At 73.8% G+C, this 22,456-nt stretch carries 18 protein-coding genes; 3 read left to right on the top strand and 15 right to left on the bottom strand.

Annotation, left to right across the window (positions count from 1 at the left end):
* Positions 1 to 52 precede the first annotated feature (52 nt).
* The 10 genes from ABT247_RS04740 to nrdR all read right to left on the bottom strand — a co-directional run bounded on the left by ABT247_RS04740 (position 53) and on the right by nrdR (position 10,380).
* Positions 53 to 1,297 carry a cytochrome P450 gene (locus ABT247_RS04740; RefSeq protein ID WP_350737923.1) on the bottom strand — a complete coding sequence of 415 codons (1,245 nt, stop codon included), beginning with the start codon at positions 1,295 to 1,297 and terminating at the stop codon, positions 53 to 55.
* A complete protein-coding gene (locus ABT247_RS04735) occupies positions 1,294 to 1,929 on the bottom strand; it encodes a GTP-binding protein (protein WP_350737920.1) in 636 nt (211 codons plus the stop codon). The genes ABT247_RS04740 and ABT247_RS04735 overlap by 4 nt, the downstream gene beginning before the upstream one ends.
* The gene (locus tag ABT247_RS04730; RefSeq protein WP_350737917.1) at positions 1,910 to 2,278 is read right to left on the bottom strand and encodes a DUF742 domain-containing protein; all 369 of its coding nucleotides are present in this window, start codon (positions 2,276 to 2,278) and stop codon (positions 1,910 to 1,912) included. The genes ABT247_RS04735 and ABT247_RS04730 overlap by 20 nt, the downstream gene beginning before the upstream one ends.
* Positions 2,275 to 2,751 (bottom strand): roadblock/LC7 domain-containing protein, encoded by a 477-nt coding sequence (locus tag ABT247_RS04725; RefSeq protein WP_350737914.1) that lies wholly within the window; start codon positions 2,749 to 2,751, stop codon positions 2,275 to 2,277. Before ABT247_RS04725 ends, ABT247_RS04730 begins: the two co-directional genes overlap by 4 nt.
* Entirely contained in the window at positions 2,751 to 4,613 is a 1,863-nt protein-coding gene (locus ABT247_RS04720; RefSeq protein ID WP_350737911.1) for a sensor histidine kinase, read from the bottom strand. Before ABT247_RS04720 ends, ABT247_RS04725 begins: the two co-directional genes overlap by 1 nt.
* A gap of 327 nt (positions 4,614 to 4,940) precedes the next feature.
* Positions 4,941 to 5,504 carry a Clp protease N-terminal domain-containing protein gene (locus ABT247_RS33600; protein ID WP_502892380.1) on the bottom strand — a complete coding sequence of 188 codons (564 nt, stop codon included), beginning with the start codon at positions 5,502 to 5,504 and terminating at the stop codon, positions 4,941 to 4,943.
* Between the two features lie 3 nt (positions 5,505 to 5,507).
* Positions 5,508 to 5,744: an RNA polymerase subunit sigma-70 gene (locus tag ABT247_RS04705; RefSeq protein WP_350737908.1), complete on the bottom strand. Its 237-nt coding sequence runs from the start codon at positions 5,742 to 5,744 to the stop codon at positions 5,508 to 5,510.
* Positions 5,745 to 5,776: 32 nt separating this feature from the next.
* Positions 5,777 to 6,556 carry an SDR family oxidoreductase gene (locus ABT247_RS04700; RefSeq protein ID WP_350737905.1) on the bottom strand — a complete coding sequence of 260 codons (780 nt, stop codon included), beginning with the start codon at positions 6,554 to 6,556 and terminating at the stop codon, positions 5,777 to 5,779.
* A gap of 253 nt (positions 6,557 to 6,809) precedes the next feature.
* Positions 6,810 to 9,677: a vitamin B12-dependent ribonucleotide reductase gene (locus ABT247_RS04695; protein ID WP_350737902.1), complete on the bottom strand. Its 2,868-nt coding sequence runs from the start codon at positions 9,675 to 9,677 to the stop codon at positions 6,810 to 6,812.
* A gap of 205 nt (positions 9,678 to 9,882) precedes the next feature.
* The gene (gene nrdR, locus ABT247_RS04690) at positions 9,883 to 10,380 is read right to left on the bottom strand and encodes a transcriptional regulator NrdR (protein WP_350737899.1); all 498 of its coding nucleotides are present in this window, start codon (positions 10,378 to 10,380) and stop codon (positions 9,883 to 9,885) included.
* Positions 10,381 to 10,909: 529 nt separating this feature from the next.
* Between nrdR and lexA the strand changes: the two genes are divergently transcribed.
* A complete protein-coding gene (gene lexA, locus ABT247_RS04685; protein ID WP_188299320.1) occupies positions 10,910 to 11,605 on the top strand; it encodes a transcriptional repressor LexA in 696 nt (231 codons plus the stop codon).
* A 291-nt stretch (positions 11,606 to 11,896) separates the two neighbouring features.
* Here the strand turns inward: lexA and ABT247_RS04680 are convergent, their stop codons facing one another.
* From ABT247_RS04680 to ABT247_RS04660, 5 genes are read right to left on the bottom strand one after another with little or no spacing between them, the layout of a single operon-like run.
* Positions 11,897 to 14,005, bottom strand: a complete 2,109-nt coding sequence (locus ABT247_RS04680) for an ATP-dependent DNA helicase (RefSeq protein WP_350737896.1) — start codon at positions 14,003 to 14,005, stop codon at positions 11,897 to 11,899.
* A 12-nt stretch (positions 14,006 to 14,017) separates the two neighbouring features.
* The gene (locus ABT247_RS04675) at positions 14,018 to 15,841 is read right to left on the bottom strand and encodes an IucA/IucC family protein (RefSeq protein ID WP_350737893.1); all 1,824 of its coding nucleotides are present in this window, start codon (positions 15,839 to 15,841) and stop codon (positions 14,018 to 14,020) included.
* Entirely contained in the window at positions 15,819 to 17,228 is a 1,410-nt protein-coding gene (locus tag ABT247_RS04670; RefSeq protein ID WP_350737890.1) for a lysine N(6)-hydroxylase/L-ornithine N(5)-oxygenase family protein, read from the bottom strand. The genes ABT247_RS04675 and ABT247_RS04670 overlap by 23 nt, the downstream gene beginning before the upstream one ends.
* Positions 17,229 to 17,235: 7 nt before the next feature.
* Positions 17,236 to 17,931, bottom strand: coding sequence for a GNAT family N-acetyltransferase (locus ABT247_RS04665; protein ID WP_350737972.1), 696 nt, complete (start codon positions 17,929 to 17,931; stop codon positions 17,236 to 17,238).
* Positions 17,823 to 19,682, bottom strand: coding sequence for an IucA/IucC family protein (locus tag ABT247_RS04660; protein ID WP_350737886.1), 1,860 nt, complete (start codon positions 19,680 to 19,682; stop codon positions 17,823 to 17,825). Before ABT247_RS04660 ends, ABT247_RS04665 begins: the two co-directional genes overlap by 109 nt.
* A 337-nt stretch (positions 19,683 to 20,019) precedes the next feature.
* Here ABT247_RS04660 and ABT247_RS04655 point away from each other — a divergent pair, with 337 nt between their 5' ends.
* Positions 20,020 to 21,246 (top strand): trypsin-like serine peptidase, encoded by a 1,227-nt coding sequence (locus ABT247_RS04655; protein WP_350737884.1) that lies wholly within the window; start codon positions 20,020 to 20,022, stop codon positions 21,244 to 21,246.
* Positions 21,247 to 21,274: 28 nt separating this feature from the next.
* Complete coding sequence (locus tag ABT247_RS04650; protein WP_350737881.1) at positions 21,275 to 22,405, top strand: trypsin-like serine peptidase; 1,131 nt, start codon at positions 21,275 to 21,277, stop codon at positions 22,403 to 22,405.
* Positions 22,406 to 22,456: the final 51 nt, after the last annotated feature.

Raw genomic sequence — 22,456 nt, 5'->3', positions numbered from 1 at the left:
CACGTCCTGTGGATCTTGGCTGCCCGGGCCCGGTTTCCGCAAGACGTGCCCGCTACCCCAGCTGGCCCGGAGTGAACGAGACCGGCAGCGCGACCAGCCCGCGGACCCAGGCCGAGGGGCGCCACACCAGCGCGTGTTCGGCCACCGCCAGCCGCAGGTCCGGCAACCGGTCCAGCAGCACCTCGATCGCCGTGGTGGCGATCACCTCGGCCGCCTCCTGGGCCGGGAACGGGCAGCCGTGCTCGCCGTACGAGTAGCTCATGTGCGCCCGGTTGCCCTCCGCCGGACGGCCGTCCGGCTGCCGGACCGCCGGGTCCGCGTTGGCCCCGGCGAAACCGAGCAGCAGCATGTCCCCCTCGGCGATCCGCTGACCGCCCAGCTGGGTGTCCCGCACGGCCCAGCGGCCGGCGAAGATCTGCGTCGGGGTGTCCTCCCAGAGCGCCTCGTTGAGCGCCTGGCTGATGCTGCGCCGGCCACCCGCCAGCGAGGCGGCGAACCGCTCGTCGGTGAGCATCAGCCGCAGCGCGTTGGAGATCCAGTACGAGCTCGGCTGGTGGCCGGCGATCAGCAGCACCCGCAGGTCGCGCATCACCTCGTCGTGGGTGAGCCCCGCCGGGTGCTCCAGCATCCGCGAGGCCACGTCCGCACCCGGGTGCTCGGCCTTCTCCTCCACCAGGGCGAGCATCAGCTCCAGCAGCCGCTGGGCCCCGGCCGGTGCGTCCGCGCCGCCGTCCAGCATGGCCAGCAGCGCCGCGATCAGCTGCGGCGCCTGCTCCTCGTCCAGGCCCAGCACCCGGCACAGCACCAGCAGCGGCATCCGGTGCGCGTACTCGGCGACCAGGTCGGCCTCGCCGCGCCCGGCGAACTCGTCGATCAGCCGGTCGGCGATCTCCTCGGAGTGCTTGCGCAGCTCGTACGGGTCGATCGCGGCCAGCGCGTCGGTGACGGCGCGGGAGCGGCGCACGTGCTCCTCGCCCTCGGCGTACAGGATCGACGGCACCGGCGCCATCATCGGCCTCAGCGGCCAGTCCTCCGGCAGCGTCGCCCAGGCGTGCCAGCGGCTGGAGTCGCGGCCGAACAGCTGCGGCTGGCCGGTGACCTGCTGCAGCTCGCGGTAGCCGATCACCAGCCAGGCGGGCACGCCGCCGGCCAGCTCGACCGGGGCGACCGGCCCGTGCGCGGCCCGCAGCTCGCGGTAGAGCTGCGCCGGGTCGGTCTGGAAGCGCGGCCCGTACAGCGGCGTGGCGCCGGCGTGCGCCGGGCAGCCCGGGGGCGGGGTGGCGGCGGGCTGGGTCACGGGGTGCTCTCCTCGTAGATCGCGTCGGCCGCTCCTGCCAGGGCGGCCAGGTGGTGGACGAGTTCGATCAGCACCCGCTTGCCGGACTCCCGGTCGCGGGCGTCGCAGTCCACCAGCGGCACCTCGGGCGGCAGGTCCAGGGCCTCCCGGACCTGCTCCAGGGTGTGGGTGGGCTCGCCGAAGTTGTTGCGGGCGACGATGAACGGGGTGCCGTGGTGCTCCAGCCGGTCGATCGCGTACCAGGAATCCTCCAGCCGCCGGGTGTCCACCAGGACGACCGCGCCCAGGGCGCCGCTGAACAGGCGGTCCCAGAGGAACCAGAAGCGCTCCTGGCCGGGCGCGCCGAACAGGTAGAGCACCTGGCGCTCGGACAGGGTGATCCGTCCGAAGTCGAAGGCGACCGTGGTGGAGCGCTTGCCCCAGGTGCCGGCCGGGTCGATGCCCTCCCCCGCCCTGGTCATCACCTCCTCGGTGTTCAGCGGACGGATCTCGCTGACCGAGCTGACCAGGGTGGTCTTGCCGACCCCGAAGCCGCCGACCACGACGATCTTCAGCGCGTTGTCGGCGGTCGCCCGCAGCGGGGTGCGCACCGCGGGCCGGGCGTCCTGGAGGTCAGAGCCGTTGGAGGCCATGCAGCACCTGCTTCAGCGTGTCGAGGTCGGGCAGCCGGGCCTTGTTCGGCGCGAACCGGGGGTGGCGGGCGGTGACCGCCCCGGACTCCAGCAGGTCGCCGAGCAGGATCTTCACCACCGAGATGGGCAGCGCCAGCTCCGCCGCCACCTCCACGACGGCGGTCGGGGCCTCGCACATCCGCAGGATCCGGGCGTGCTCCGACTGCATGCCGGGCACCGGCTCCCGCTCCGCGACGATCAGGGTGACCAGGTCGAAGGCGTTCTCCGGGGCACGGCTGCGGCCCCCGGTGATGGTGTAGAGGCGGTCCGGGTCGTCGTCCCGGCCCGGCAGCACCGGCCCGCCGTTCATATCCCGGCGCTCTCTTGTGTGGCGGCGGGCTCCCCGGCGCCGCCCTCCCCGCCGGCGGGCTCCCCGGCGGCGGACTCAGCCCGGGCGGGTGCGCTGAGGTGCACGCCGATCTGCTCGATCAGACCGTGCATGTTGTGGCCGACGACGCCCACGTCGGCGTCCTCGTCCGTGACCACCGCGAGGTGGGCGCCCTCACCGGCCGCCACGATGCACAGGATGCCGCCGTGGAACTCGGTCATCGACTGCCGCACGCCGCCGCTGCCGTCGCCGAACTCGATCGAGGCGCCGTGCGCCAGGCTCTGCAGGCCGGAGGCGATCGCGGCCAGCTGGTCGGCCTGGTCGGCGCTCAGCCCGTCGGTGTGGCACAGCTTGAGGCCGTCGGCGGAGAGGACCAGGGCGTGCCGGGTGCCGGGGGTTGCCGCCAGCAGGTTGTCCAACAGCCAGTCGAGGTCGCGGTCGGTGGCGCTGCTCATCAGGAGTCCTTCTTCGTGACGGGGGAAGCGTCGGGCGTGGTGTCGGTGTCCGCGGTCGGCGCCGCCGCTGCGGACGCCGCGGGTGCCGCAGGTGCCGGCTCGCCGGCCGGTACGGGCGCGGCGGCCGGTACGGGAACCGCCGGCTGGGCGGCGCGGCGGAAGGCGCCGAACCGGGCGGCGGCCCGCGCGGCGTCGGTCCGTACGGGCCGCGCGGCGGGGGTGGGCGGGGCGGCCGCCGTGGTGGTGGCCAGGGTCTGCCCACGGCGCCGCTGGGGCAGGCCGCTGTCGGTCGTCCGCACGGGCACGGCCGGGCTCGCGGCGGGAACGCCCTGGGCAGGAACGCCCTGGGTGGGAACGCCCTGGGCTGGAGCGCTCCGGGCGGGGAGGGCGGGCGCCGGGACCGCCGGGGCGGTGCTCGGCGCGGTGGGCGCCGGCGGCAGCGAGGCGGGCGCCGGGCGGGCGGGGGTGAGTGCCGGGCGCGCGGACTCCACGGCGGGCGCCTGGCGCGCGGACCCCGCGGCGGGAGCGGGGGCCTGGAGGGACGCCGGGGACGGGTGGGTGACCAGCTGCTGCGGGATCAGCATCACCACCCCCGTGCCGCCGCGTGCCGACGGCCGGAACGAGATCTGCAGGCCGTACTTGCGCGCCAGCACGCCGACCACCGCGAGGCCCAGCCGGGTGCCGGCGGAGAGCGTGGCGAGGTCCAGCGGCTCGGCGGACACGGCCCGCTCGGCCCGGCGCAGCCAACTGTCGCTCAGGCCCAGGCCGCTGTCCTCGACGGTGACCGCCAGACCGGCCGGCACCTCCTCGACGTAGACGTGCACCTCGGCGGGCGGGGCGGAGAAGTTGGTGGCGTTGTCCAGCAGTTCGGCCAGCGCGTGCATCACGCCCTCGGCCGCGTATCCGGCGACCGCCGCGCTGCTCGCGTTGTGCAGCCGCACCCGCTGGTAGGCGCCGATCCGGCCGAGCGCCCCGCGCAGCACCGACTCCACCGCGATCGGCTTGGCCCAGCGGCGTCCCGAGCGGGCTCCGGTGAGCACCGCGATCCCGTCCGCCATCCGGCCCGCCTGGGCGGTCGAGTGGTCCAGCCGGAGCAGGTCGCCGAGGACCTCCTCGTCGTGCCGGTGCTGCATCTCCCGCAGTTCGGCGTGCATGCTCGTGGCCAGTGCCTGCACCCGCCCGGCGGCGGTCGCGCAGACGGCCAGCGCGGCCGCCCGCAGCCGCTCGCCGCGGCCGATCTCCTCGCCGACGGCGCGCAGCAGCGCGTACTGGGGGTGCTTGCGGTGCGCAGCCAGCGCACTGTCCACGGACGCGCCCCCACGCAGCTTCTTCACCACGTCGGGCAGCACGCCCTCGGGGACCCGGTCCAGTTCGGCCCGCTCGGCGGCGGCCTGCTCCCGCGCGGCCTCGACCTCGGCCCGGGCCGCCTCGAGCTCGGCCCCCAGCCGGTCCAGCTCGGTGCGTGCGGCGGCGACCTCCGCCTCGGCACGGGCCTGCTCGGCGCGGGCGGCGTCCCGTTCGGCCTGCGCCGCGGTGGCACGTTCCTTGGCCGCCGTCTCGGCCTGCCGGGCGGTTCCTGCGACGACCAGGGCCGACATCGCCTCCTGGCGCTGCGCCTCCACGTCCTCGGCCAGCCGGCGGGAACGCTCGGCCCCGAGGGCCGCCAGGCCGACCGCGATCAGCCACAGCACCGTGACGGCACCCACCGCCAGGGCGGTCAGCGGCTGGTTCGCGTGCAGGGCCCGGCCGATGCCGACCGGGCCGGCGACCAGGGCCAGCAGGACGGCGGCCGCCGTGAGGGCGACGGTGCGCGGCGCCGGGCGGCGACGCGGCTGACCCTCGGGGCTGGTGGCTTCTCTCATCGGTGCGGTCCTCGGCAACGTCGGCGGGCGGCGGCGCGGGCGGCGGATCGGCGACGGTCGCGGCCGCCGACAGCGGGTCGAGCGCATACCAGACCGCCCGGCGACGTCGTGAAACGTCTCCGGGCGGCTGATCCGTTCACGCTTTCGGCCGATCATATCGATTCAGACTTTGCCCTCAAGCGGCAAGTTGACGGGCCATCTCGTTCAGGCACGTCACCCGCACCGGGCCGCGACATCTGGTGGCCGCCCGATGAAGCCGGAGGGGCGTCGGTAGGAGGGGCCACAGGCAGGTCACAGGCACCCCGATCGACCGTGCCGCACCGTCGCTCAGGCCAGCTTCGCCTCCACTGCCTGCCGGACGGCGCCCAGGTCCAGCCCGTGGTCGACGATCACCCGCACCCCGAGCCCCTCCCCCTCCCGGATCACCCCGAGCAGCAGGTGCCCGACCGCGATCTGGCCCGACTTCAGCCGTAGCGACTCCCGCAGCGACAGCTCCAGCGCCTTCTTGGCCCGGCCCGTGAAGCGACCGCGTCGGCCCTTCGGCTCCGATCGGAACCAGCCGCGCCGCTTCGGCTCCTCCTCCCCGGGGGCGTCCAGCGCCCCCTCCCCGAAGGCGGCCTCCACCGACGACCGGACGGCGTCCAGGTCGATCCCGATCGAGGCCAGCGCGGCGGCGTCGTCGCCCGGGCCGAGCAGCGCGCACACCGCCCGCCGCGCGGTCTCCTGGTCCAGGCCGCTCTCGATCAGGACGGCGGCGGCCGGATCGTCGGGCACCCCGAGGAGGGCCAGCAGCAGGTGCTCCGTGCCGATGTGCCCGTGCCCCAGCGCTGCGGCCTCCTCGTGGGCCGAGGTCACCACGTTCCGGGCCTGGTCCGTGAATCTCTCGAACATCGCTCAGTCTCCGTCCTGGTCCGGGCCGGCGCCGCGCCGGGCGTACTTCTTGTGCACCGCCTGCCGGGTCACCCCGAGGCAGACCGCGATGTGCTGCCAGGACCAGCCCTGCGCACGCGCGTTGCCCACTTGCAGGCTCTCCAGCCGGTCCGCCAGATCGCGCAGCGCCCGGACCGCCCGGAGCCCCACGGCGGGGTCGCGGCTGCTCGCGGCGGCCGCGAGATCTCCACTGTCGCTCATGCCGTCAACTTTGGTTGACGTGACCGCTGATGTCAACCCTGGTTGACATCAGCGGTCCCGAAACGCCGCTCCAACGCCTCCTCGAAGGTCCCCCGCCCCACCGCCCGCTCCGGGGCCGTGAGCCCGCCGGCCCGCAGCGCCCGGCCCGCCGGCCCCGGGAGCGGCACCGGCAGGAGCACCCGCCGGCGCCCAGCGGCCCGCAGGTACGCCTCGGCCAGGTCCCGGTGTGTCCGCACCTGCGGCCCGCCCACCTCCGGCGCGTAGCCGGACGGGCCCTCCCCCACCAGACCCGCCACGTGCTCGGCCACCTCCCGGACGTCCACCGGCTGGATCCGGGCGCCGCGCACCACCGGGAACACCGGCAGCTTCGCCGACGCGTCGAAGAACCTCAGCAGCAGGTCGTGGAACTGGGTGGCCCGGAGCACCGTCCAGCCCAGCCCCGACTCCCGCACGACCCGCTCGCAGGCGAGCTTCGCCCGGTAGTAGGCGAGCGGCACCCGGTCGATCCCCACGATCGACACGTACGCCAGGTGCCGGACCCCTGCCCGCCGGGCCTGCTCCACCAGCCGCTCGACCCCGGTCACGTCCTTCTTCCCCTGGGTGGTCGCGCAGTCCAGCACCGTCTCCACCCCGGCGAGCGCCTCGGCGATCCCCTCGCCGGTCACCAGGTCCCCGACCACCCACTCGACACCGTCGCCCCCGGGCCGCGCCCGCCGGCTCAGCCCCCGCACCGCGGCGCCACGCGCCGCCAGCAGCCGCACCACCTCCCGGCCCAAGGTCCCCGTCGCCCCGGTCACCAGCACCGTTCCCATCACCACACCGTTCCTCTCGGTCGCAGCCGTCACCAGTACCGACCGGACACCGGCCCCGTCCGTGACATCGGCGCGCCCGGGGACACGGAGAGGATCGAGCGAGGACCGTCAGCGCCCCGAGAACGCGGAGAGGATCGAGCCAGGACCGTCAGCGCCCCGAGAACGCGGCAAGGGCGGGGCGAGGACGTCATGTCCTCGCCCCGCCCTCGGCGGCTCACCTCGTGGTCACCTCATCCGAGGCGACCACCGGTGGTCAGCTGCAGCCGCTGGTGGAGCCGCACCCCTCGCAGAGGTAGCAGCTGCCGGCGCGGCGCATCTTGGTGCCGCAGGAGAAGCAGAGCGGCGCGTCGGCGTTGAGGCCGAGCTGGATCTCCATCAGCTCCGTGGAGTTGTGGGCCTGCTTCGGGGCCGGCTTGGGCGCCTCGACGGCGGGGGCCGGCTTGGCGACCACGGGGGCGGACTGGGCGAGCGACTCGGTGTCGATCTCCTCGGCCTCCAGTGGCTCGTAGGAGCCCGTCTCCAGGTGGCGCTGGCGCTCCTCGACGGAGTGGATGCCGAGCGCCGAGCGGGTCTCGAACGGCAGGAAGTCCAGCGCCAGGCGGCGGAAGATGTAGTCGACGATCGACTGCGCCATCCGCACGTCCGGGTCGTCCGTCAGGCCGGCCGGCTCGAAGCGCATGTTGGTGAACTTGGAGACGTAGGTCTCCAGCGGCACGCCGTACTGCAGGCCGACCGAGACGGCGATGGAGAAGGCGTCCATCATGCCCGCGAGGGTCGAGCCCTGCTTGGACATCTTCAGGAAGACCTCGCCGAGGCCGTCGTCCGGGTAGGAGTTGGCGGTCATGTAGCCCTCGGCGCCACCGACCGTGAAGGAGGTGGTGATGCCCGGGCGGCCCTTGGGGAGGCGCTTGCGGACCGGGCGGTACTCGACGACCTTCTCGACCGCGGCGGGGGCCTCGGCCGCGGCCGCCTTCTCGTCCTTCTTCTTGGCCGAGAGCGGCTGGCCGACCTTCGAGTTCTCGCGGTAGATGGCGAGCGCCTTGACGCCCATCTTCCACGCCTCGAAGTAGATCTCCTCGACGTCCTCGACGGTCGCGCCGGCCGGCATGTTGACCGTCTTGGAGATCGCGCCGGAGATCCACGGCTGGATCGCCGCCATCATCCGCACGTGCCCCATCGGGGAGATGGAGCGCTCGCCCATCGCGCAGTCGAAGACCTCGTAGTGCTCGGTCTTCAGGCCGGGCGCGTCCACCACGTTGCCGTGCTCGGCGATGTGGGCGACGATCGCCTCGATCTGCTCGTCCTGGTAGCCGAGGCGCTTGAGGGCGCGCGGGACGGTGCCGTTGACGATCTGCATCGAGCCGCCGCCGACCAGCTTCTTGAACTTCACCAGGGCGAGATCGGGCTCGACGCCGGTGGTGTCGCAGTCCATCATCAGGCCGATGGTGCCGGTCGGGGCGAGGACCGAGGCCTGGGCGTTGCGGAAACCGTTCTGCGCGCCGATGCGCAGCACGTCCTGCCAGGTCTTGTTGGCCGCGAGCCAGACCGGGGCGTCCAGTTCGTCGGAGGAGACGGCGTCCAGCGAGGCGTCGGCGTGCTGCTTCATGACCCGCTGGTGCGCGACCGCGTTGCGGGCGTAGCCGTCGTACGGGCCCACCACGCCGGCGAGTTCGGCGCCGCGGCGGTAGGCGGTACCGGTCATCAGCGAGGTGATGGCGCCGGCCAGGGCGCGGCCGCCCTCGCTGTCGTAGGCGTGGCCGGTGGCCATCAGCAGGGCGCCGAGGTTGGCGTAGCCGATGCCGAGCTGGCGGAAGGCGCGGGTGGTCTCGCCGATCTTCTCGGTCGGGAAGTCGGCGAAGCAGATCGAGATGTCCATCGCGGTGATGACCAGCTCGACGACCTTGGCGAAGGTCTCCGCGTCGAAGGAGTCGTCCTCGCGCAGGAACTTCATCAGGTTCAGCGAGGCGAGGTTGCAGCTGGAGTTGTCCAGGTGCATGTACTCCGAGCACGGGTTGGACGCGTTGATGCGGCCGGACTCCGGGCAGGTGTGCCAGTGGTTGATGGTGCTGTCGTACTGGATTCCCGGGTCGGCGCAGGCCCAGGCGGCCTCGGCCATCTTGCGGAACAGCTTCTTGGCGTCGACGGTCTCGATGACCTCGCCGGTGAGGCGGGCGCGCAGGCCGAATTCGGTGCCGTTCTCGACGGCGGTCATGAATTCGTCGTTGACGCGGACCGAGTTGTTGGCGTTCTGGTACTGGACGGACGTGATGTCGTCGCCGCCGAGGTCCATGTCGAAGCCCGCGTCGCGCAGGGCGCGGATCTTCTCCTCCTCCTTCACCTTGGTCTCGATGAAGGCCTCGACGTCCGGGTGGTCGACGTCCAGCACGACCATCTTGGCCGCGCGGCGGGTGGCGCCGCCGGACTTGATGGTGCCGGCGGAGGCGTCGGCGCCGCGCATGAAGGAGACCGGGCCGGAGGCGTTGCCGCCGGAGGAGAGCAGTTCCTTGGAGGAGCGGATGCGGGAGAGGTTGAGGCCGGCGCCGGAGCCGCCCTTGAAGATCATGCCCTCTTCCTTGTACCAGTCGAGGATCGACTCCATGGAATCGTCGACGGACAGGATGAAGCAGGCGCTGACCTGCTGGGGCTGCTTGGTGCCGACGTTGAACCAGACCGGCGAGTTGAAGCTGAACACCTGGTGGAGGAGGGCGTGGGTCAGCTCGTGCTCGAAGATCTCGGCGTCGTCCGCGGTGGCGAAGTAGCCGTGCTTCTCCCCGGCCGCGCGGTAGGTGAGGACCACGCGGTCGATGATCTGCTTGAGGCTCCACTCGCGCTGCGGGGTGCCGACGGCGCCGCGGAAGTACTTCGACGTGACGATGTTGACGGCGTTGACCGACCAGAAGTCCGGGAACTCGACGCCGCGCTGCTCGAAGTTGATCGAGCCGTCGCGCCAGTTGGTCATGACGACGTCGCGCCGCTCCCAGCGGACCGCGTCGTAGGGGTGCACGCCAGGAGTGGTGTAGATGCGCTCCATCCGGAGACCGCCCTTCGGGGCCTTCGCGCCCTTGGCCGCAGCCTTCTCGGACTTCGACCCGCGCGCGGAACCGCTCGTGGTGTCTGTCACTTCTCGCTCCTCCTCCTGGGCAAACGCCCGAAGTGCCCCGAAAAATCCGGGCACCGCTGGTTCGTTCTTCCGGTGTGCGGGCAGCCGGAGACCTCGCCTGCTCGCACACGGTTCGTTGTGTTCCGTGCCCCGGTTTCGGGCACGCGGGGGCCCCGGAGGGCCGTGTGGTACTGGCTGGAGGCCCCGGCGGGGGCCCCGGCGCCGCCTAGGGCGCGCTGGCGGGAACGGGCACGGGGGTGCCGTCCGCCTCGGGGACGGGCCGCTCGGCGCGGAGTTCCGCGATGGCGGCCTCGAAGTCTTCGAGTCCGTCGTACGCCTGGTACACGCTGGCGAAGCGCAGGTAGGCGACCACGTCGAGTTCCTTGAGCGGGCCGAGTATGGCCAGCCCGACGTCGTGGGTGGTCAGCTCGGCGTTCCCGCTGGCGCGCACGCACTCCTCGACCCGCTGCCCGAGCTGGGCGAGGGCGTCCTCGGTGACCGGGCGGCCCTGGCAGGCCTTGCGGACGCCGGTGATGACCTTCTGCCGGGAGAACGGCTCGGTGACGCCGCTGCGCTTGACGACCATGAGCGCGGCCGTCTCCACGGTGGTGAAACGGCGGCCGCAGTCGGGGCACTGTCGACGACGGCGGATGCAGCTGCCGTCCTCGGTGGTCCGGCTGTCGACAACGCGGCTGTCGGAATGCCGGCAGAAGGGGCAGTGCACCGGGGGATCCCTCCCTGGCAGGACGTGCGGACCGGGTGAGTCTATGCGATGCGCCCCCGGCCTCGGCAAGCTGATCATGTGACGCGACCACTAGTACTGGGCACGCGGAGGACTCTAGCCACTACATCTAGGTTTCGGGGGGAGGCGACACCCCAGGCGTGTCGACGCCGATTAGACTTCCGGCGTCGACATCCGGTCGAACGTTTACTCGATGTACAGCAAAGCCTTGATCGAGTCAGCCAACTCCCGAATAATTCACTCGAACGTGTGTTTGGCGCAACCTTTCGATAGGAGGTGCGTTGGGCTGGAAAAGGGGAGAGGACAGCCGTCGAGAGGGGCCGCCGTGAACACCGTCGAAACCAACACCATCCCGGTGCAGGAACACTCCCAGTTCAAGGTGGGGCAGCGCACCGTGAATCAGCAGAGCGTGGACATCAGCATGGACCGTAGCGAAGACCACCGCCTTTCCGGCCCCGCGCTCTCCACCGCGAGCCGCGTTCCCGACCAGCCGATCGAACACACCCCCGCGATGGACGACACCCACCCCTCCCCCGCCCGCGCGATGCCCGGCCGCCCCCCCGGGATCCGCACCGACGAGGCCGGCCTCACCGAGCGCCAGCGCCGGGTGATCGAGGTCATCCGCGACTCCGTCCAGCGCCGGGGCTACCCGCCGTCCATGCGCGAGATCGGCCAGGCCGTTGGCCTGTCCAGCACCTCCTCGGTCGCCCACCAGCTGATGGCCCTGGAGCGCAAGGGCTTCCTCCGCCGGGATCCGCACCGGCCGCGCGCCTACGAGGTCCGCGGCGTCGAGGTCGCCCGCCCCAACACCGCCGAGACGGCCGGCCGCCCGTCCACCTCCTACGTGCCGCTGGTCGGCCGGATCGCCGCCGGCGGCCCGATCCTGGCCGAGCAGACGGTCGAGGACGTCTTCCCGCTGCCCCGCCAGCTGGTCGGCGAGGGCGAGCTCTTCGCGCTCACCGTGCGCGGCGACTCGATGATCGAGGCGGCCATCTGCGACGGCGACTGGGTCACCGTCCGCCGCCAGCCGGTCGCCGAGAACGGCGACATCGTGGCCGCGATGATCGACGGCGAGGCCACCGTCAAGCGGCTCAAGCGCGAGGACGGCCGGATCTGGCTGATGCCGCACAACCCGGCGTACGAGCCGATCAACGGCGACAACGCGACCATCCTGGGCAAGGTCGTCGCGGTCCTGCGCCGCCTCTGACGGCCGGGCGCACCGCCTCCGCCCGCAACGGCGGCGGCCAGGCCTCCGGCACCCACGGCGCGTCTCCGGCACCCGCAGCGCGTCTGCGGCACGCACGGGCGCGTCTCCGACACTCACGGCGGCGGCGGCACCCGCGGCAGGTCGGCGGCACCCACGGCACGCCTGCGCCACCCGCAGCGCGTCCGCAGCTCGGGCGGCACCCACCGGGAAGGGGCTCCACCGCGTCAGCGGGGAGCCCCTCCGTCGTTCCCGGCGCCGGCCGAGCGTCCTCAGCCGGCCGAAGGCCCGCCCTCAGCCCCGCTTCGCCACCGGCCGCACCGGCGCCGCCGACGCGTCGATCGCCGCCAGCGAGCGGCGCACCTGGTTGCGGTCCGTGGTGTACCAGAACTCCGGCATCGAGGACCGGAAGAAGCTCCCGTACCGCTTGGTCTCCACCCGCGGGTCGAGCACCGCCACCACGCCCCGGTCGTCCGCCGCACGCACCAGCCGGCCCGCGCCCTGCGCCATCAGCAGCGCCGCGTGCGTCGCCGCGACCGCCATGAAGCCGTTCCCGCCGTGCTGTTCGACGTCCTTCTGCCGCGCGCTCATCAGCGGGTCGTCCGGCCGGGGGAAGGGGATCCGGTCCATCACGACCAGCTGGCAGGCCGAGCCGGGCACGTCCACGCCCTGCCACAGCGAGAGCGTGCCGAACAGGCAGGTCGTGGCGTCCGAGGCGAACTCGCGGATCAGCTCCCCCAGCGTCTCCTCCCCCTGGAGCAGGATCCGGTGGTCCAGCCGCTCCCGCATCGCCTCGGCCGCCGCCTGGGCGCCGCGCATCGAGGAGAACAGCCCCAGCGTCCGGCCGCCCGCCGCGCCGATCAGCTCGGCCAACTCGTCGAGCATGTCCGGCCGTTCCGGATCGCGCCCGGGCTCGGCGAGGTGCTTGGCGACGTACAGGATGCCCTGCTTGGGGTACTTGAACGGCGAGCCGACGTCGATGCCCCGCCAGTACGGGACGACGTCCTCCCCGAAACCGGTCTCGGGGTTGTCGCCGGGCGTGCGCTCGTCCGGCAGCCGGGCCTCCTTGGGCAGGCCGACCGAGCCGGCCACCCCGTTGAAGTCGCCGCCCAGCTTGAGCGTGGCCGAGGTGAGCACGACCGAGCGCTCCTTGTACAGCCCCTCGCGCAGCAGCCCGGAGACGCTCAGCGGCGCGACCCGCAGCGAGGCGGTGCCCAGCCCGTAGCGGTCGCTCCGCTCGATCCAGATCACGTCGTACTCGGAGTTCTCCAGCAGCCGGTCGGCGGTCTCGTGCAGCGTCTCGGCCGAGGCCATCGCCTGCTTGCGGACCGCGTCCTCGTCGCTGAGCCCCTTGTCCCTTGTCTCGCCGAGCGAGGTGATCACCTGCCGGGCGGCGTCCCGGATCGCGGTGACCGCGTACGCCAGGTACTCGGGCAGTTCCTCGACCCGGCCGGGCTGGGCGGTCTCCATCAGGCCGTGGTAGTTCTCGGCGGCGGCCTGCAGCGCGTCCACGGCCTTCTCGTTGGCCAGCCGGGCCGCCCGCTTCACCGCCCGGTTGACCGCGCCGACGGTGAGCTCGGCGGTGGCGGCACCGGTGACCCGGTTGACCAGCTCGTGCGCCTCGTCCACGATCAGCAGCCCGTGCTCGGGCAGCACCGGCGCGCCCTCGATGGCGTCGATCGCGAGCATCGCGTGGTTGGTGACCACGACGTCCGCCAGCTTGGCCCGCTCCCGCGCCTTCTCCGCGAAGCACTCCTGCCCGTACGCGCAGCGCGTCGCGCCCAGGCACTCCTTGGAGGTGACGGCCAGCTGCGCCCAGGCCTTGTCCGAGACGCCGGGGCTGAGGTCGTCGCGGTCCCCGGTGTCGGTCTCGTCCGCCCAGTCGCGCAGTCGCAGCACCTCCTGGCCGAGCTTCCCGGTGGGGCCGCCGAGCGCGTCCACCGGATCGAACAGGCCCTCGCCCTCGTCGCTCGGGGTGCCCTCGTTGGCCCGGTGCAGGCACAGGTAGTTGGAGCGGCCCTTGAGCATCGCGAACAGCGGGCGGCGACGCAGCACCGGGTGCAGCGCCTCGACCGTGCGCGGCAAGTCCCGCTCCACCAGCTGGCGTTGCAGCGCCAGGGTGGCGGTGGCGACCACCACGCGGTCCCCGTGGGCGAGCGCCGGCACCAGGTAGGCCAGGGACTTCCCGGTGCCGGTGCCGGCCTGGACGAGCAGGTGCTCGCCGTGGTCGACCGCGTCGGCGACGGCCTCGGCCATCCGCACCTGGCCGGGGCGCTCCACGCCGCCGACGGCCGTCACCGCGGCGTGCAGGAGTTCGGGGATCCGCGAACGCGGGACGGCGACGGCTTCCTCGGCCTCGTCACCGAGGTCCGCCGCGGGCTGGGATTCGGAGTCGTTCGTCATGACCCCTCCACCCTACGGGGCGGGGGTGACAATGCGGTCCCGTTGGGCCGGAACGCTCCCGTCCACGGCGACCAGCGCGTTCGGGACGGTCCCGTGCCGGGCGGCGTGCGGGCGGTGCGGGCGGTCCTGGTAGCCGTCCAGCAGCAGCCGGTTGCGGTTGAGGCAGAGCCGGGTGATCCGGGGCTGGAACAGGTCGAACAGCTCGAAGCGCTCGCGCAGCTCGGGGAAGCGGTCCTGGTAGCGGTGGATCTCGGCGCGCAGGAGGGCCCAGAACGCGGTCTCGGGCAGTCCGGTCTGGGCCTCCAGCAGCGGGGCGAGGTAGCGGAACACGCCGATGAACAGCCCGGAGTGGATGAACTGGCAGAGCTCCGGGGGACTGTCCCGCAGCAGGACGCCGGCGACCTCGGCGGGCAGGCCGCGCAGTTCGGGCAGGTCCTGGTCGCTGAGGTTGACGTCGTCGACGAAGTCCTTGACCGCCAGCCGGGCCGGGGTGTCGTGGTCGTCGAAGACCACGATGGCGTTCTCGCCGTGCGGGGAGAAGACCAGTCCGTAGCGGTACAGGAAGTGCAGCAGCGGCGGCATCATCGCGGCGAACAGCCGGCCGGTCCACTCGGCGGGGGCGAGGCCGGAGCGGGCGATCAGCTCGGCGGCCAGCGCCCGCCCGTCCGAGCCGGTCTGCAGCAGCGCGGCCAGGGTCCGGGCACGCTCGCCCCCGGTGAGGAAGGGGCCGAGCGGCTCGCGCCAGATCGCGCCGAGCAGTTCCTTGTACTGGTACGGCGACTCGGGCATCTCCCGGTACACCGGGTGGTCGACGGTGACGGAGGCGATCTCGCCGAGCAGGATCACCCGGCACTCGTCCCGCAGGTACAGGTCGGCGTCGCGCAGCCCGTGCAGCCAGGCGGTGACGGCGGGCGCGGCGAGGGTCCGCTCGACCGGCAGCCCGCGCCAGACCAGGGTGTTGAGGATGGACAGGGGCAGCTTGACGGTGCAGCGCTCGGGGTGGGTGGTGTTGAAGAACGAGCGGATGGACTGCTGGGGCAGCCGTGGGTCGCCGTCCGAGGGCAGCGGGACGATCTCGCCGGACGCGATCCAGGGCGCGAACAGCGGCAGGACCGTCTCGTCCCACTGCCAGGGGTGGACGGGCAGCAGCAGGTAGTCGTCGGCGTCCGGACCGAGCGGGGCGCGCAGCGCGTCCACGTCGTCCAGCTCCCGGGCGTACAGCTGCTCGGGCCGGTCCAGGCCGGGCACCCCGCGGTACTCGGCGAGCCGGCGGTGGACGGCGATCCAGGGCAGCGGGCGCGGGCTGCGCGCCTCCGGGGTCCAGCGGGCGGCGTCGGTGCCGGAGAAGCCGATCCGGCCCTTGTTGGGGACGATCCACGGGTGGCCGCCCTGCCGCCCCTCCAGCGCGGGGTGGTCGAGGTCGGCGAGTTCGGCGGCGGTGAGCGCGGTGGCGAGCTGGCGGGCGTCGGCGGTCAGGGTGGCGGACAGCTCGCGGACCAGGTGGGCGGTCGTCTCGCCCCCCGTCCCGAGGGTCTGCCGGGCGTACAGGAGGAAGCGCAGCGGGTCCAGGCCGTCCGGGCGGGAGCAGCGGATCGACTCCGGGTCGACGTGCCAGCTGTCGTAGGCGCCCCGGCGGGCGGTGAAGCGGTACTCGGCCTCGGGCAGTTTCACCAGGTACTCGCCGTCGAGGGCGCCGGGTGCGGGGGTGAGCAGCTCCTCGTAGGAGAACTCGGCGAACATCTTGGCCAGCAGGGCGCGGCCGGCCCGCTGCCAGTGCCCGGCGGTGAGGTGCGGGGGCAGGTAGAGCGGCGGTTCAGCGGCCGACGGTTGCGGCACGGGTCAGCTCCTGGGGGCGGGGGACGACGGAGGTGGGCTGGGCGGCCCGGCCGGCGGGGGCGGGCGGCGCGAAGCCGGTCCAGGCGGTCCGGTCGGGCAGTCGGTGGACGGTGCGGCCGGTGACGGCGTTGAGGATGACGGCGGCCCGATGGGCGCCGAGGCCGAGGTCGGGCGTGCCGACGCCGTGGGTGTGCAGTTCGGCGTTCTGGACGTAGAGGCCGCCGGTGAGCTCGGGCCGGGTGGCGACCCGGTGGTCGAGGTCGACCCGGTAGCGCCCGGACCGGTCCCAGTCGATCAGGTGGGCGAGCGGTTCGATCGCGGCGGGGCGGGCGGCGCGGTAGCCGGTGGCGAGCACCACGGCGTCGGTGCGCAGCACGTGCTCGGTGCCGGAGTCGGTGTGCCGGCAGTGCAGTTCGAGGCCGCCGCAGGGGCCGGGCCGGGCGTCGGTGACGGCGGTGCCGGGGGTGATCTCGACCGGTGCGGTGTCGATCGGCCGGCCGATGGTGCGCTCGTACAGGTGGTCGTGGATCTCGGCGAGGGTCTCGGCGCTGGCGGCCTTGTGCAGCTGCCACTGGGCGGTGACGAGGGAGTCCCGCACGGTTTCGGGCAGGCCGTGGAAGTAGCGGGTGTAGTCGGGGGTGAAGTGTTCGAGGCCGAGCTTGGAGTACTCCATGGGGGCGAGCGCCCGGGTGCGGGTGAGCCAGCGCAGCCGCACGCCGTCGCCGTCGTGGCGGCGCAGGAGGTCGAGGAAGACCTCGGCGCCGGACTGCCCGCTGCCCACCACGGTGATGTCCCGGGCGCCGGCCAGGTCGGCGCGCCGGTCGAGGTACTCGGCGGAGTGGAAGGCCCTCGGGTGGTCCGCGAGCCCCGCGAAGGCCTCGGGCAGGACGGGCCGGGTGCCGACGCCGAGCGCGAGGTTGCGGGCCCGTACGGCGGAGCGCCGGCCGGTCGCGGTGTCGGTCAGCTCGGCCAGGAACAGCGGGCCGTGCTCCGGGGTGGTGGTCCAGTGCAGCGCGGTGACCTCGGTGCCGAAGCGGCAGTTGGCCAGTCCTTCGGCGGCCCACCGGCAGTAGTGGTCGTACTCGCGGCGGGGCAGCTGGAAGCGCTCGGAGAAGTAGAACGGGAACAGGCGGTCCTGGGCGCGCAGGTAGTTGAGGAAGGACCACGGGTTGGTCGGGTCGACCAGGGAGACCAGGTCGGCGAGGAAGGGCACCTGCATCCGCGCCCCGTCCACCAGCATCCCGTGGTGCCAGCGGAACTCCGGGCGTTGGTCGCAGAAGAGGGTGCGCAGGCCCGGTACGGGCTCGGCGAGTGCGGCGAGCGAGAGGTTGAACGGGCCGATGCCGACGCCGAGCAGGTCGTAGGGAGGGGGTGTCGAGGTGTCCACAGGTGTCCTAGGCGGGGAGTTGGGCCTGTCCCGGGGCGGGCCGCGGGTCGCGGTCACGGACCATCAGGGCGGCGCGCTTGTCGGGCAGGTGGAGTTCGGCCGCGGCCCGGAACCCGGCCCGTTCGAAGGCCCGGACCGAGCGCCGGTTGCGCACGTCCGGTTCGGCCACCACCCTTTCGCAGTCCGGCCGCCGGTTCAGGACCAGCTCGGCCGCGGCGGCCAGCAGCCGGGCGCCCAGGCCCCGGCCGCGGCTGGCGGCGGGGCCGAGCAGCAGGTGCAGGCCGGTGTCGTGCGGTCGGGCCTGGTAGTACCCGGCGAGCGGGTCGAGGTCGGCGCGGTAGACCTCCCAGTAGCTCATCGGCGCGCCGTCGAGCAGCCCCAGGCAGGGCACGCTGCGGCCGTCGCCGTCGAGTTGGGCGCGGACGTGCCGCTCGGTGGTTCCGGGCGGCCCGGCCAGGTCCCAGAACTCGTCGACCTCGGGGTCGTTCATCCAGCCGACCAGCAGGTCCAGGTCGGCGGGCAGCCGTACGGGGCTGAGCCGGAACTCGCCGACCGGGGTGGGGACGGCGCCCCACCCGGGCAGGTCGTCCAACATCAGCGGCCCGCCACCGGGTTGGGGATGTCCACGTACACGGACTGGGAGGCGACCGGGCCGACCAGCTCGTCCAGGCCGTTGATCCGGGTGAGCAGGTTGGCCTTGCAGGGCAGGGTCGGCGCGTCCAGCAGCAGGGCGGGCAGCGCCGATCCGGTGGCGCCCGCCCGGGGGCCGGCCAGGAAGCGGCGCAGCCCGGCGATCAGCACCGTCTCGTCGGCCAGCCCCTGGGAGCCCAGGGCGCCGACCAGTCCGAGCACGTGGTTGATGCCGAGGTAGTAGGCGAAGTGGTGGTCGATCACCGGGTCCGGCAGGAAGGTGTCGCTCTGCGCGCCGAGGCCGGGCAGCCGTGCGGTGAGCCGTTCGGCGGCGCTCTCCCGGTAGTAGTAGCCCTGGTTGTCGCGGTAGCGGCCGCCGCAGGGCCAGCCCTCGGCGTCCAGCAGCACGATGCTGTTCTGCTGGTGGGCCTCCAGGGCGATGCCGCCCCGGCCGTCCAGCCACAGGACGGGCAGGACGACGGCGTCCAGGTACCGCAGGAACCATTCGGCGGCCACCGTGGGCAGCGGGCGGCCGGTGCGGGCGGCGAGCGAGCGCAGGGTGTCGCCGAGCCGGGACGGCACGGTGGCGCCGGTGCCGAGCGGCTGTTCGGCGACCAGCCCGGCCACGCACAGCGCCCGGTCGGCGGGCGCGAAGGGCTGGGCGCGCAGGACGGTGTCCAGACCGCCCGGGTCGCCGAGGTCGGGGTGGTCGACGCCGATCCAGGCCGGGTCGCGGACGACGTCGAAGCCGGGGTGGGCGGCCCGCCACTCGGCGGCCAGGCCGCTCTCCAGCAGCCGGTGCATCTCCAGGCCGCGGTGGAGCTCCTTGCGCAGGTTCTCCCGGCGGGAGTTGGTGATCCGCAGGCCGAGCGAGAGCTTGAGCATCCACGGCACGCCGGGCCGGTAGACGGTGCGCACCGAGGAGGTGGGGTACCAGGGCTCGCCGGCCGGCCCGAGGTCGTGCAGCAGCCCGTCGGCGAGCAGCGCGGCCACGGCCGGGCGGTGGGCGAGCTCGCGGGCCTGCCAGGGGTGCAGGGGCAGGGCGGCGGTGCCGGGCGGCAGGGCGGCGCGGCCGTCGAGCAGGGCGGCGGTGAGCCGGTCGGCGCTGTCGTCGACGGCGGAGCCGGCCGCGAGCAGGTCGCGGTCCACCGCGTACCAGTGCAGTTGGAAGGAGCCGTGCAGTTCCGGCGAGTACGCGGCGCTCTGGGCGGGGCCGAGGCCGTCGCGGCTCTTGGGGGTGGGGTGCAGCGGGTGGCCGAGCAGCAGGGACTGTTCGGCGGCGAGGAAGTGCGAGCGCTCGGGGCCGCCGGGTTCGGCGCCGGTGCGGCGGTGGGCGAGGATCTCGGCGGTGCGCACCACCGAGTCGGCGACCCGGGCGGCGAGGTCGGCGACCTGCCCGGGGTCGGGCCGTTCGGCGGCCGCGGCGGCGAGCAGCGCGGCGGTGGTGACGGCGTCCACCGGGGCCTCGGCGGTGCCCTCGCCCGCCGAGAGGGTGGCCGCTCCGAACCGGTGCCACCCGCCGGGGGACCAGTAGCGGACCGGCGCGGTGAGCCGGGCGGCGCCGCCGAGGACGTCGATCCGCAGCCGCCCGTCCGCGCCGGGCCGGGCGCCGGTCTCCCTGGTCCAGCAGCGCAACAGGGCTTCCAGGGCTGCCTGTTCGGCGGCGACGGCCGGGTCCCGGTGCAGCAGCGGGTCGGGCCCGGGCCGGTGGTCCCCGCTCGTGCCCGGGTGCTCCCGGCCCGGCGTCGGGACGCCCCGCTGGTCGCGAGGCGGCTCCGCGGGCTGCGGGGATTCGGGCGGGGCTCCGGTGAGGGCGGTGCTCAAGGCTGCTCCTTGGTGGCGCGTGGGGGTGCGGACGCGCGCTGGTGGCGGAGGGGATCGGCGGGCGCTCGCACCGTCGCGTCAGGTAAGGGTTACCTATCCCTGACGGTTGATCACAAGGACGGCTCACTCGTCCGGGTGAAGATCGGGGATTGTCCGCCTCGGGGGCGGAGGGCCCTGCTGTGCCAACGAGTCGGCCTGTCCGGCGTCACGGATCGGTGACCTCGGGTCAGCTCCGCAACCCGGGGGCCGGGCAGGGCCGTCCTGGACGGCGATGGAAGACTCCATGGCGGCGAGCCGCCGCACCGACGCCCGACCGAGCACAGGGGGAAGCGCACAGATGCCATCGATCCACCGGTCAGCCCTGGCCGCCGCCCTCGTCGCCGGAACGCTGCTCGCCGCGAGCGCCTGCGGGCCGGACGGCCCGCCCGGTGACGGCGGCCGGACCGCCGCGGCGCCGCCGGACGCGGCCGTCGCGAGCGGAGCCGCCGCTCCCGGCGGTGGTGGCGGCGCCATCGGCGGGATCACCCTGCCTTCCGGTCTGCCGAGCGGCCTGCTGGAGGGCCTGCCGCGGAGCTGGGACGACCTGAAGAAGTGGAAGTTCGAGGACTGGGACAGGTGGGCGTCCAAGCACGTCTTCCACAACCCGGTGGTGAAGGACTTCTGGGACCCGGACACGATGGGCGACGCCAAGCCCGCGGACCCTGCCCCGCCCGCCGCCAAGCCGTCGCCGTCCACCCCGGCGCCGTCCACCCCGGGCCCCGCCGCCGGCGACGGCGTGACCGATCCCGAGCCCGCAGTGGTGAAGGCCGTCCCGGTGCCCCGGCCGTACCTCGGCCAGCCCTCCGGCAAGGTGTTCTTCTCCGCCCAGGGAGGCCGGGGCAACTGCTCGGCCACCGTGGTGGCCGACCCGCAGCACCCGGGCAGGAGCAACCTGGTCTGGACGGCCGCGCACTGCGTGCACGAGGGCAAGGGCGGGAACTTCTACAAGGACCTGGTCTTCGTCCCCGCCTACAACAACTCCGGCGCCTCCAGCGGCGGCAGGAAGGCGCCGCTGTCCGAGCTGGCCCCGCTCGGCACCTGGTGGGCCGAGCAGGTCACCACCTCCCCGCAGTGGATGGTCGAGGGCGGCCGGAGCGGCGACGCCGCCAACCAGTACGACTTCGCGGTGATGCGCGTGCGCAGCCAGAACGACACCGGCAAGTCCCTCGAGGAGACGGTCGGTTCGGCCGTTCCGGTGTGGTTCGACGCACCCCGTGACCAGCTCCGGGTGTCGGCCGCCGGCTATCCCCTGGTCAAGCCGTTCGACGGCCAGGAGCTCTACCGGTGCGACGGCGGCAGGCCCACCCGGCTGTCCTTCGACGCCAAGCGCCCGGCGATGCTGACCATCGGCTGCGACATGACCCAGGGCGCCAGCGGGGGCGGCTGGTTCGCCACCCTGCCGGACGGCAGGAAGGCCCTGGTCAGCAACACCTCGATCGGCACCCAGGAGCACACGTCGCTGAGCGGCCCCTACCTGGAGACGGTCGCCAAGCAGGCCCTGGACTGGATCTCCAGGAAGCAGTGACCGGTACCGCGACGTGGGACGAACGAGCATGCGCACGCTCGGCACCAGGACGCGCAGGGCCGCCACGGCCGGCGCCGCCCTGCTCGCCGCCCTGACCCTCACCGCGGCCGCCTGCGGGCCCGAGGGCCCCGCCGTCCCGGCCGCACCACCCGCCGCCCTGCCGAAGGCCGCGCCGACCAGCCTGGGCGACCTGAGCGGCTGGAAGGTCGAGGACTGGGCCCGGTACGTCGCCGAGAGCGGCTTCACCAACCCGGTGGCCCCGGGCTACTGGTCCGTCTCCCGGATGGAGACCGCCAGGGCCAGGCCCACCCCGGAGTACTCGCTGACGGCCTCCGCGCCCGCCACCGGACCCGGCGCCGTCCAGCGCGACGCCCCGCCCGCCGCCGTCCCGGCCGTACCGCAGCAGCACCCGTACGGCCCGGACTCCGCCGTGGTCGGCAAGCTGTTCATGACCACGCCCCAGGGCGACGCGGTGTGCTCCGCAACGGTCGTCTCCGACCCGCTCGACCCCGGCCGCAGCAACCTGGTGTACACCGCCGCCCACTGCCTGCACGACGGCAGGGGCGGCGGCTGGGCGAGGAATCTGGTCTTCGTGCCCGGTTTCAACCGGGACGGCCGAGCCCGCCGCGGCCGCCCGTACGACGACCAGCAGGCCGCCCCGTACGGCCGGTGGACGGTGGTCCGGGCGCTGGTGTCGCCGACCTGGCTGAAGGAGAGCGGCGTGGGCGCCCACGAGCAGTACGACTTCGCGGTCCTGCGGGTGCGCGGCGAGGCCGACTCCGGGCCGTCCCTGGAGGAGGCGGTCGGCGGCTCCGTCCCGGTGTGGTTCAACGCCCCCCGGGACCAGGTCGGTTCGGTGGTCGCCTACGGCTACCCGGTGGAGCGGCCGTTCGACGGCATGGAGCTGGACCGCTGCGGCTCCCCCACCGCACCGGGCCTGCTCTCCTTCGACCGGACCCGGCCCCCGATGTACGTGATCGGCTGCACCATGACCGGTGGCGCGGGCGGCGGCGGCTGGTTCGTCACCAAGGACGGCAAGCCCAACCTGGTGAGCGTCAGCGCGCTCGGCGACCGCAACCCGGCCGGCTACCTGGCCGGGCCCGCGCTGCTGGACCAGGCGAAGCAGGCCTTCGACTACTTCACCAAGAACGTGAAGTAGCGCCCCGACAGGTAGCCCCGAGGGGGAACGCGCAGGGCCCCGGACGCGATC

Source organism: Kitasatospora sp. NPDC001539, assembly GCF_040298565.1.
Lineage (GTDB): Bacteria > Actinomycetota > Actinomycetes > Streptomycetales > Streptomycetaceae > Kitasatospora.
The sequence above is the reverse complement of the archived record's forward strand: the minus strand, read 5'-3'. Positions and strand labels throughout refer to the sequence as shown.